Source organism: Rhizobium sp. SEMIA4064, assembly GCF_003025035.1.
In the GTDB taxonomy this organism is placed as follows: Bacteria; Pseudomonadota; Alphaproteobacteria; order Rhizobiales; family Rhizobiaceae; genus Rhizobium; species Rhizobium paranaense.
Window position 1 is genome coordinate 1 of record NZ_PYJN01000020.1, and the last position, 11,172, is coordinate 11,172.

An 11,172-nucleotide genomic window follows, 5' to 3' on the forward strand; every position below is an offset into this window, starting at 1 on the left:
TTGTCTTCGTCGATATCCATTGCGAGAGCTTATCACGTGCAAATACGAAATTAATGCGGTACTCGCCGAATGCGTACCAAGGTCCAGAGGTCCAGAGGTTCTTTGATCACAAGACCCAAGGACCTTGTCCTCCTGAAAAAGAGCGGGACGTTTGCATCACAAGTTGAACTTATAAAACATGCGTTGCATTGCAGGAGAGAGTTCGCTATGCATTCTAACTATCAGAAGTACCGATGTCGCTGAAAGGAGCAGACTGAGGCTTGTCCCAGCCACAAACACAGGGAATTACAAATGGTCTAGCTTCAGACGAGAGTAACTGCCGCATCGCAACCGCGCTTGTTGTTTCCTCAACTAAAGATGGAGACTCGCAGTTCGAGAATCGGACAGGATCGTTGTGGACACTGCACCGAGTGAGTGCAATAAACTGCGGAAATTAGTCGACCGGCGAACCGACACGCAGAACACAGAAAAGGCTCTTTCTCATCCAGCATTCGAGCCGAGTTCGCCCGGACGCATTTAGGCGTATGCCGTTGCGCCCGACGCCTCCACCATCACAGAAAGCATCGTTCAATGACTACTACTGAAGCGACTCCAAAGGTTCAACCGTTTAAGTTTACGGCTTTCGAGCAGAAAGACTACAACTATCGCGTTCAGCGCGTGCGCGAGAAAATGGCGCAAGCTGAGATTGACGTGCTGCTCGTTACCGACCTTTCCAATATCTGCTATCTAACAGGTTTTCAAACATTGGTATCGGACTGGTATTCCTGCTTGATCCTTCCTGCGCAGGGAAACCTAGTTCTCCATGTTTGCGATCTGGAGGTCGATCTTGGCCGCGTCCATACTAATGTCGAGCGCATCGAGTCGATAATGTGGAGTCGCATGGATGAGGCTGGTACGGAACTAGCCTTAATCATAGACAGTTTAAATTCAACGCCGAAAAAAATTGGCTTGGAGAGTCGGCAAAAGGGACTAACTCCGTATGCCTACTCGAAACTGTGCTCTGCATTTCCTAATGCAATAGTGGCCGATGCGTCCGGTTTGGTCACTCGCATTCGTGCCGTAAAGTCCCCAACAGAGATTACCTATATGCGCAAGGCCGGGCTTTATTCGGTAGCTGGTCTGACGGCAGCAGAAGCGATCATCCAGGAGGGCATCACCGACAATGACATTGCCGCGGCGGCGTCTGCAGGTATGATCCGCGCAGGCAGTGAATATTTCTCCATTGATCCCATCATCCGTACCGGAGATTGGCATGCTATAGTGCATTCTTCGTTTCGTAGGAACAAGATCAAGCGGGGCGACCCCATCATCATGGAGATGAGTGGGGTCCATGAGCGCTATAACGCGCCGCTTTATTCCACGGCGATAGCAGGGCGTGCGTCAGATAGTACACGCCTTCTGTCAGATGTCGCGCTCCATTGTCTTGAGACACTTTATAGCAATCTGAAGCCCCGCCGAACTATGCGAGACGTTCTGACTAGCACGAAGTGCGAACTGATGAGTTTGGACGCGCGAACTCGCCTTGGAACCCGAATAGTAGGCTCCACTTTGGCTGACTACCTGACTGAGAAATTCAGGTCGTGGAAGGCCTATCCCGTCGGCCTGGCCTTTCCTCCGTCCTGGCCTGAAAACTCGATCTGGCTGGCAGAGTCTGACCAGATTCTCGTGCCGGGGATGTGCTTCCACGCGTGCTACTCGTTCAGAGTGTTTGGGGAGGTCGCCGCCGGGTTCGGTGATTCCATTGCAATTACAGAGGAAGGTTTCGAAATCCTAACACCACGTACGAAGCGTCTTCTCGAGGTGTTCTGAGATTGAAACGCCGATACCGTTGCAACACCGCTTGCGACACGCATTTAAATTGGAGGACCAATGAAGACCGATCTCCTTTCCGTCATTGACTGCGCTGGGTCGCCCCGTCAACGAGGACGCACTCATGGAGAAGCGCTGCGCACCGCTATCGCTGAAAAGATAATGCGCTGGCATGACGCCATCGCGGAAGCCTACGGCGTCACCGCCAAGACGTTCATTCCGCGCTTCTTGGCGGCAACACGGTTCGGCGATGCGGTGAAGCGATACACACCCCACCTCGCCGAAGAGGTTGCAGGAATAGCGGAAGGATCCAACATCGCCCACGAAACCGCATTTGCGCTCCAGCTACTGGATGAGGAGTGGTGGTTCGGCCGCTCCACTGGAGACGGACATTGCTCCAGCCTTGCAATCGCCCCCTGCGGGCCTATCCCGACAATAATTGCTCAAACAATGGACTTGCCACGATGGCACGACGGGGCGCAGGTTTTGCTGAAAACGCAGGACTCGGAAGCCGGTGAGACCATGGTCTTCACATCTGCAGGTCTGATTGGCCTGATGGGCGTGTCCGAGCGCGGGGTCGGCGTCTGTGTGAACACCTTATCACAACTGGCTGTCAGCCCGACAGGGTTGCCAGTGGCTTTCGTGATGCGAGGCGCCCTCGCCTGCTCGAGCGTGTCGGACGCCATTAGGTTCCTGCATGACGTTCCGCACGCCTCGGGACAGAACTATCAATTGGGAGACCGTCAGAACATCGCGACTGTCGAATGCTCCGCGGGCAAAGTATTGCCGCTCGCTACTAAGTCTAGATGTTCGCTGCATACCAATCATCCGCTTGCGAGCGACGACAGGCGTTCGGCGACAATACCCCTCGCAGGAAGCGATAGTTCGCGCGGTCGCCTCCAAAGCTTGCATCTCGATCTTGATGACGTGCGGGTAACCACGGATGATGTCAAGGCGGCACTGGCGGCATGCCGGGCCGGCGGTGAGGTTTCGCTAGTTGCCCCGCAACTGGCGACGGAACCGATGACCGTTGGCGCGGTCGTCTATGAGATCGGCGAGCGTACTAAAATATCAGTCTGCGCTGGACCACCGAGCGTCGAGGCATGGCGGGATATTGGGTTAGGGACGTGAACTTGCGTCTGATTTAGATTGATGCACGCGTGGTGGCCTCGATATAAACTATAATCGACAAAGGATCAGCGGAACGAATGGCGGAACGCTATAGCGCGGCGATCTGGGAGGAACTTCCACCTTGATCGTCGCGCGGCAGAACGCGAAGCTTCGCGCGAATACGCGACAAACCGGCAAAGGGCGCGCGCCTGCAAGCGTTGAGCCAGTCATCCACGCGAAGGCGGTTTGGTTGGCTTACGAAACGCGAGATCGCCAGAGGTGCCCCCTCTACGCAGGCGACCGAACATTCCGCCCCTCCACACATCCGATCATCCGATCAACGATCCTGGATCGTCAACAAGAGGTTCGGCAGACTTCCATCCGTAACAAGGTTGCCGTCGCTCGCCACGTTCAAAGAGAGGCGATATTCGCGCCGATAGCTCAGTACGCCTAGCTTCGAAATGAGGACGGCCCGGAATTGCCGACTCAACTCGGACCAGCGTCATCCGGAGGCACTACCCATGCGCTGTTTCACGTTTCCCGATCGTGTCTCAGCCTAAGGGATTGGTGTAGCTTCCGGCAGGTAGCCGTGTTTTCCGGCGAGCGCCGGAGTGGGATTTCAGCGCGTGACTGCAGGCAGGCTGATTTCCGGATCATCGCTCATTGATGCCATTGTCTCAAGTGTCATGTACCTGGCACGTTGGACGGCCCAGTCATCGTTTTGCTCGGGCAGCAGTGCGCCGACGAGACGGACGATGGCTTCGTCGTTGGGAAAGATGCCAACGACCTCGGTGCGTCGCTTGATTTGCCATTGAGATGTTCGATCGGATTTGTTGAATGCAATTGACCCGGTGCTCTTTCGGGAAGGTCATGCAGGCGAGCACATCCTCTTCGGCATCATTCATGATGGCGGCGAGCTTCTGCACTTTCGGCCGGATCTGGACGGCGACGTTGCGCCACTGGGTGCTCGCCGCCTCCGATGTGTCCTGAGCAAAAGCAGTGGCGATGAAGGCGGATACGACGCGTCTGCCGCTCTTTCCGGCGTGCGCCAGCACGTTCCTCATGAAGTGAACCCGGCATCTTTGCCATGTGGCACTGAGAACCTTGGTGACGGCGGCCTTGAGGCCCTCATGAGCATCGGAGACGACGAGCTTCACACCGCGCAGACCTCGGCGGGCGAGCCTACGCAGGGACTCCGTCCAGATCGGCTCGGCTTCGGGAGTGCCAACTTCCATGCCCAGAGCCTCGCGCCTGCCATCGGTATTGACGCCGACGGCGATGATAACGGCAACGGAAACAATGCGGCCACCGCGCCGGACCTTCAGATAGGTGGGCATCGATCCAGAGATAGGGCCAGCCCGTCGATGGGTCTTTCGAGGAAAACCTTGACCTTGACATCGATCTCCTCGCACAGAGGGCTCACCTGGCTCTTGGAGATGCCGCTCATACCCATCGCCTTGACGAGATCGTCGACGGAACGCGTTGAGATGCCTTGGATGTAAGCTTCCTGGATAACAGCCGTCAGAGCCTTTTCCGCCATGCGACGTGTCCCAGTCTCGGTCGCGGTAGCCGTTGCGTTGGGCCAGCCGCATCGCGTTCTTCTCGCCGTAGCCAGCACCGGTCGCACTGCCGACCTCCAGCTCCATCAGCCGTTCGGCGGCAACGCCGATCATCTCCCGTAGCAAATCGGCATCGGCACTCTTCTCAACAAGCGAGCGCACGTTCATCATATCGTCGGTCATCGGTGTCTTTCCATCAGGTTGGTCTTGAACAGCCCGACCCTGCCGGAAAAAAACTGATGGCCATCTAATCCTCAGGACCTACACTACCCGGCGGGACACGATCCGTTGCCCGAAATGAGGGACACATCATGCATGCCCACAAGCTCGGGCCGACTATAATGTGGCGATGATGACTGTCACGAAAACGACACAGCCGCTTCCCGTCTTGCTGCTAAGACTCACGAGGTTCCCGAGACCTTTTCTTTGGCCAGCCAGGCGCGGAAAGCTTCGAGCGGCGGGTAATTGGTCCGCGATTGCGGCCAGACGAGCCAGTAGGACCCCGAGCCCGGCACCGATCTCTTCAGGACCGGTACCAGGCGCCCTTCGATTATTTCAGTGTCAGCGAGATAGGCCGGAAGAAGAGCCACGCCGAGCCCGGAGATCGCCGACTGCGTCATCGTCGCGAACTGGTCGAAAAGCATCCCCGTCACGTTCGCCGGTCGCGCTCCCTGAGCGGCAAACCAGATCCTCCAGCCGGTCGGCCTGGTTTCCAGTTGCAGAAGTGGCAACCTCGCCATGTCCGCGATGTCGTCAATCGGATGTTCAGCGAGGAGCGCTGGCGAAATGCACGCCGTCAGGCGCTCCTCGAAGAGTTTCATATGGTCGGCATCCCGCCAATCGTCTGCTCCAAAATGAATGGCTGCGTCAAAACTCTCGGCGGCAAAGTTAAAGCGCTTGAGCCGCGTCGCGAGGTTGATCGTGATACCTGGATGTTTGACCAGGAATGCGCCCAACCGCGGCGCCAGCCATCGCGTACCGAAAGCCGGCAGGATAGCCAGCGACAGGGTGCCGCCGCCTGGGTTGGCGGCGAATTCCATGCTGCCCCGCTGGATGAGATCGAGCGCGCGGCTCACGTTCCGCCCGTAGGCATGGGCTGCTTCCGTCGGAATGAGCTTCTGCCTGTGTCGCTCGAAGAGCGGCCGGCCAAGCTGCTGCTCCAGATTCTGCACGAGGCGGCTCACAGTGCTCTGTGTCAAATCAAGCTCACGCGCCGCCGCCGCCGTTGAGCCGGTGCGCAAGACGGCTTCGAACGCAGAGAGGAGGCTCATGGAGGGAAGGAACCGACGCGGGCGCATCAAACCTATGCATTTTATGAATTAGATCACATCTAAATAGGGTTATTTCTCGCGAAACACAATCGGTAAATGCATGAGCAAGCAGCTTCGATATCCGAGGTCGCATTTCATTCGAGGGAAATCCGTGACGACAAATTCCGCCACAGCCATGTCTTCCGCACAGACGAGCGCGTTTGCGTGGGACGATCCCTTCCTCTTGGAGGAGCAGCTCTCTGAAGAGGAACGCATGATCCGCGATGCTGCCAAGGCCTTTGCAGAGGCCGAATTGCTGCCGCACGTGGGGGATGCCTATCTTGAGGAGAAGACTGATCCCGGTCTCTTCCGGCTGATGGGCAGGGCCGGGCTTCTCGGCGTAACGTTGCCGGAAAAATATGGGGCGGCTGGCGCCAACTTCGTCTCTTACGGCCTGGTTGCGCGCGAGGTCGAACGCGTCGATTCAGGCTATCGGTCGATGATGAGCGTCCAGTCGTCGCTGGTGATCTATCCGATCTATGCCTATGGCTCGGAAGAACAGCGAGACAAGTATCTACCGGGCCTCGTATCCGGGGAATTGATCGGCTGCTTCGGTCTGACCGAGCCGGATGCCGGCTCCGATCCCGGCGACATGAAGACCCGCGCCGAGAAAATCGACGGCGGGTACCGCCTGCGCGGCTCAAAGATGTGGATCTCCAATGCGCCGATCGCCGATGTCTTCGTTGTCTGGGCGAAGTCGGAAGCTCATAACCGCCAGATCCGCGGTTTCATCCTCGAAAAGGGCATGAAAGGCCTGTCGGCGCCGAAGATCGGCGGCAAGCTGTCGCTGCGTGCCTCGATCACCGGCGAGATCGTGATGGACGGCGTCGAGATCGGCGAGGACGCCCTGCTGCCGAATGTTTCGGGTCTCAAGGGGCCGTTCGGCTGCCTGAACCGCGCCCGTTATGGCATTTCCTGGGGCGTGCTCGGCGCTGCCGAGGATTGCTGGTTGCGTTCGCGGCAATATGGACTGGACCGCGTTCAATTTGGCAAACCGCTGGCTGGCGCTCAACTCTTCCAGAGGAGGCTGGCGGACATGCAGACGGAGATTGCACTGGGGCTGCAGGCTTCACTCCGCGTAGGGCGCCTGATGGACGAGCACAAGTTCGCGCCGGAAATGATTTCTATCGTCAAGCGCAACAACTGCGGCAAGGCGCTCGATATCGCCAGGCAAGCCCGTGACATGCACGGCGGCAACGGCATCCAGATCGAATACCACGTCATGCGCCATTCCCAGAACCTTGAAACGGTCAACACCTATGAGGGCACGCATGATGTCCACGCACTGATCCTCGGCCGCGCCCAGACCGGTATTCAGGCGTTCTTCTGATGGGCGGTCCGAACAGTGCACCGCTTGCCGGCCTGAAAGTCGTCGAACTTGCCCGCATCCTTGCCGGTCCCTGGATCGGCCAGACACTCGCCGATCTCGGCGCCGAGGTTATCAAGGTGGAAAGCCCGCAGGGCGACGACACCCGCAGTTGGGGGCCACCCTTTATCGAACGCCCGGACGGTAAGGGCGGCGCTGAGAAGGTGGCGGCGTATTTTCATGCGGCAAACCGAGGCAAGTCGTCGGTCATTTGTGACTTCGGCGATCCCGAGGGTCTTGAGCGCGTCAAAGCATTGATCGCAGAAGCTGACGTTGTGATTGAGAACTTCAAAGTTGCCGGGCTGCAAAAATTCGGTCTCGATTATGAAAGCATCGCCGCGATCAATCCGCGGATCGTCTACGCTTCGGTGACCGGTTTCGGTCAGACAGGCCCGCGCGCCCGTCAGCCAGGATACGATTTCCTCATACAGGGTATGTGCGGAATTATGGACCTGACCGGTGAGCCAGACGGTGAACCGCAGAAAGTCGGCGTCGCCTGGATCGACGTCTTTACCGGACTTTACGGCGTCATCGGCATTCAGGCAGCGCTTGCCGAGCGCGACCGCTCCGGCGTTGGCCAGCATGTCGATCTGGCGCTCTTCGACGTCGGAGTTTCCGTCCTTGCCAACCAGGCCATGAATTATCTCGCAACCGGCAACGTGCCTCACCGTATGGGAAACGCTCATCCGAATATCGTGCCCTATCAGGTTTTCCCGGCCTTCGACGGTCATCTCATTATCGCTTGTGGCAACGATCGGCAGTTCGCATCCCTTTGCGACCTGCTGGATCTCGCTGCGCTCGCCGGAGACCCGGCCTACGCCACCAATCCCGCACGAGTGGAAAACCGCGAGAAGCTTTGCGCGATAATTGCGGAAAAGACGCGACTTCGGCCGAAAGCAGAACTGATCGCCGCACTTGAAGGGGCGGGTGTTCCGGGAGGACCGATCAATAGCGTCGCCGAGGCGATCGACGATCCGCAGATCAAGGCGCGCCGGCTTAAGATCGCTCCGGAAGGCTTGTCCGGCCTGAGAACGCCGATCGGCTTGTCGCGCAGCCTCCTCACGCTCGACAGTGCCTCGCCGCTTTTGGGTGCTGGACGCTGGAGCTTTTCTTCCGAAGAGTCGAGGGTAGACACGAAATGACGATCGAAACCATCGGAGTGCTCGGCGCCGGGCAGATGGGCAGCGGTATCGCTCATGTGCTTGCAATTGCGGGATTCGAGGTCTCGCTGATGGACGTCGACGCGGATCGGCTCGTCGCCGCGGTCGCCAAAATTAGCGAGGATATGGACCGGCAGGTGGCACGGGGAACGATCGCGGCCGAGGCAATGTTGAGCGCCGTTGGACGCCTCAGGACGACCGTAAACCTGCCCGAACTTGGCACGCTCGATCTGATCATCGAGACGGCGGCGGAGAGCGAGCCGGTCAAGCTGAAATTATTCGACGATCTCCGACCTCACCTGAAGCCGGAAGCGATCCTCACCTCAAACACGTCTTCGCTCTCGATCACCCGTCTAGCCGGACGGACTCGAAAGCCCGAGCAGTTTATGGGCCTCCACTTCATGAATCCGGTTCCGGTCATGCAGCTCGTCGAGCTCATTCGTGGAATCGTGACCAGCAACGAGACTTTCGAGGCTGTCCGCGCCGTCGTACAACGACTCGGCAAAACCGCAGTCGTTGCGGAGGATTACCCCGCCTTTATCGTGAACCGGATTCTGGTCCCGATGATCAACGAAGCCGTTTATACGCTTTACGAGGGTGTCGGTTCGGTTTTCGACATCGATCAGAGCATGAAGCTTGGCGCGAATCATCCGATGGGACCGCTGGAACTGGCTGATTTCATCGGCCTCGATACCTGCCTCGCCATCATGAACGTTCTGCATGAAGGCCTGGCGGACAGCAAGTACCGCCCATGTCCACTGTTGGTGAAATATGTCGAAGCGGGATGGCTAGGACGCAAAGTCGCCAGAGGCTTTTATGATTATTGCGGCGATACGCCGGTTCCGAGCCGCTGATCAGGAGTGCTGCACATGAAGATTCTCGTTCCCGTGAAGCGGGTAGTTGATTACAACGTGAAGATCCGGGTGAAGCCGGATGGTTCGGGCGTCGAGCTTGCGAATGTGAAGATGTCGATGAACCCGTTCGACGAGATTTCGGTCGAAGAAGCGCTGCGGCTGAAGGAGGCCGGCAAGGCCGAGGAAGTGGTGGTGGTGTCGATCGGACCGGCCAAGGCCGAGGAGACATTGCGCACCGCCCTTGCCATGGGCGCGGATCGCGCCATCCTGGTCGAGACCGAAGATCAGGTCGAGCCGCTGGCCGTCGCCAAGATCCTCAAAGGTGTTGCCGATGCCGAACAGCCGGGCCTGATCATCGTCGGCAAGCAGGCGATCGATGATGACTCGAACCAGACCGGCCAGATGCTGGCGGCCCTCTTGGGTTCGGCGCAGGCGACCTTCGCCTCGAAGATCGAGATCGGCGAGGGAAAAGCCAAGGTGACCCGCGAGGTCGATGGCGGCCTGCAGACGATCGAGGTCAAGCTGCCGGCGGTGGTGACCACGGATCTTCGCCTCAACGAGCCGCGTTACGCCTCGCTGCCGAACATCATGAAGGCGAAGAAGAAGCCGCTCGACAAGAAGGCGCCTGCCGATTTCGGCGTCGATACGACACCGCGGCTGAAGGTGCTGAAGACCGAAGAGCCGTCCGGCCGCAAGGCAGGCGTCAAGGTCAAGTCGGTCGCCGAACTGGTCGAGAAGCTGAAGACCGAAGCCGGCGTGCTCTGAGGATAGAAAGGGAGAACTTCACCATGGCCATTCTTCTTCTGGCTGACCACGACAATGCCCATCTTTCCGACCAGACCGCCAAGGCGCTGACGGCGGCCACTCAGATCGGCGGCGATATCCATGTGCTGGTGGCCGGCAAAGCCGCCAAGGCTGCGGCCGATGCCGCCGCCAAGCTTGCCGGCGTCTCCAAGGTGCTGCTGGCCGAAAGCGACGAGCTTGCCAACAATCTCGCCGAACCGCTTGCCGATCTCATCGTCTCGCTGGCGGCAGGTTATGACACCATCCTGACGGCTGCTACCTCGGTCGGCAAGAACGTCATGCCGCGTGTCGCAGCTCTCCTCGATGTCGCCCAGGTCTCGGAAATCATCGAGGTGGTTTCGTCCAACACCTTCAAGCGGCCGATCTATGCCGGCAATGCCATCCAGACGGTGCAGGCAAGCGATGCCAAGAAGGTGATCACCGTGCGCACCGCCTCGTTCGCTTCCGCCGCAGAAGACGGTTCGGCCACTGTCGAGGCAATCCCGGCGGTCGCCAATCCCGGTCTTTCGAGCTTCGTCGCCGATGCGCTGTCGACCTCCGATCGTCCGGAACTGACCTCGGCCAAGATCATCATCTCGGGCGGACGCGCACTCGGTTCGGCGGAGAAGTTCAAGGAAGTCATTCTGCCGGTTGCCGACAAGCTCGGGGCGGCCGTTGGCGCCTCCCGCGCTGCCGTCGATGCCGGCTACGCGCCGAACGACTGGCAGGTCGGCCAGACCGGCAAGGTGGTGGCACCGCAGCTTTACATCGCCTGCGGCATATCAGGCGCCATCCAGCATCTCGCCGGCATGAAGGACTCGAAGGTCATCGTCGCCATCAACAAGGACGAGGAGGCACCGATCTTCCAGATCGCCGACTACGGCCTCGTCGCCGATCTCTTCGAGGCACTGCCGGAACTCGAAGAGGCGCTGTGAAGATTGATATCTGTTTCCGATCTAGCATGCCCGTTGTGAGGGCGCGCTCAAACGACGAAGCCAGATGCCGCAATGGGGCGGCGCTCCGCATAGCCAAGAAGATGACTGTGCCTCAGAGCGACGATGGTGAAGCGGGTCCGATGATTTCGGCCCCAAGCATCAAGCGGGGGACAAGCGGGGACTATGTTGTGGGAATTGATGCGTCGCTGGCACGGCTCTGAACTCGGGTTAACGTTTCTTCCCTGAACGGTTTGGGTGTGATTCAAGAGTGTCGGTGATTTGGAGG

General features: G+C 58.7%; 10 protein-coding genes. 7 read left to right on the forward strand and 3 right to left on the reverse strand.

What is annotated here, in order from left to right:
* Positions 1-570: 570 nt before the first annotated feature.
* Both C9E91_RS17075 and C9E91_RS17080 read left to right on the forward strand, forming a co-directional pair.
* The gene (locus C9E91_RS17075; protein WP_004129006.1) at positions 571-1,809 is read left to right on the forward strand and encodes a M24 family metallopeptidase; all 1,239 of its coding nucleotides are present in this window, start codon (positions 571-573) and stop codon (positions 1,807-1,809) included.
* A gap of 60 nt (positions 1,810-1,869) precedes the next feature.
* Positions 1,870-2,940: a C45 family autoproteolytic acyltransferase/hydrolase gene (locus C9E91_RS17080; RefSeq protein ID WP_004129003.1), complete on the forward strand. Its 1,071-nt coding sequence runs from the start codon at positions 1,870-1,872 to the stop codon at positions 2,938-2,940.
* 598 nt (positions 2,941-3,538) lie between these two features.
* Here C9E91_RS17080 and C9E91_RS20175 read toward each other — a convergent pair.
* The 3 genes from C9E91_RS20175 to C9E91_RS17095 form a co-directional block, all read right to left on the reverse strand.
* The gene (locus tag C9E91_RS20175; RefSeq protein ID WP_511458168.1) at positions 3,539-3,697 is read right to left on the reverse strand and encodes a hypothetical protein; all 159 of its coding nucleotides are present in this window, start codon (positions 3,695-3,697) and stop codon (positions 3,539-3,541) included.
* On the reverse strand, positions 3,633-4,661 hold the full coding sequence (locus C9E91_RS17090) for an IS256 family transposase (RefSeq protein WP_004129001.1): 1,029 nt from the start codon (positions 4,659-4,661) through the stop codon (positions 3,633-3,635). The genes C9E91_RS20175 and C9E91_RS17090 overlap by 65 nt, the downstream gene beginning before the upstream one ends.
* A gap of 218 nt (positions 4,662-4,879) precedes the next feature.
* Positions 4,880-5,776 (reverse strand): LysR family transcriptional regulator, encoded by an 897-nt coding sequence (locus C9E91_RS17095; protein WP_004128999.1) that lies wholly within the window; start codon positions 5,774-5,776, stop codon positions 4,880-4,882.
* 148 nt (positions 5,777-5,924) lie between these two features.
* On the opposite strand from C9E91_RS17095, the gene C9E91_RS17100 reads away from it, so the two are divergent.
* The 5 genes from C9E91_RS17100 to C9E91_RS17120 are packed head-to-tail and all read left to right on the forward strand — an operon-like array spanning position 5,925 to position 10,886.
* Positions 5,925-7,118, forward strand: a complete 1,194-nt coding sequence (locus C9E91_RS17100) for an acyl-CoA dehydrogenase (RefSeq protein ID WP_015342015.1) — start codon at positions 5,925-5,927, stop codon at positions 7,116-7,118.
* Positions 7,118-8,296: a CaiB/BaiF CoA transferase family protein gene (locus C9E91_RS17105; protein ID WP_004128995.1), complete on the forward strand. Its 1,179-nt coding sequence runs from the start codon at positions 7,118-7,120 to the stop codon at positions 8,294-8,296. Before C9E91_RS17100 ends, C9E91_RS17105 begins: the two co-directional genes overlap by 1 nt.
* On the forward strand, positions 8,293-9,168 hold the full coding sequence (locus tag C9E91_RS17110; RefSeq protein WP_004128992.1) for a 3-hydroxybutyryl-CoA dehydrogenase: 876 nt from the start codon (positions 8,293-8,295) through the stop codon (positions 9,166-9,168). Before C9E91_RS17105 ends, C9E91_RS17110 begins: the two co-directional genes overlap by 4 nt.
* Before the next feature lie 15 nt (positions 9,169-9,183).
* On the forward strand, positions 9,184-9,933 hold the full coding sequence (locus C9E91_RS17115; RefSeq protein WP_004128988.1) for an electron transfer flavoprotein subunit beta/FixA family protein: 750 nt from the start codon (positions 9,184-9,186) through the stop codon (positions 9,931-9,933).
* Positions 9,934-9,956: 23 nt separating this feature from the next.
* Entirely contained in the window at positions 9,957-10,886 is a 930-nt protein-coding gene (locus tag C9E91_RS17120; protein WP_004128985.1) for an electron transfer flavoprotein subunit alpha/FixB family protein, read from the forward strand.
* Positions 10,887-11,172 lie beyond the last annotated feature (286 nt).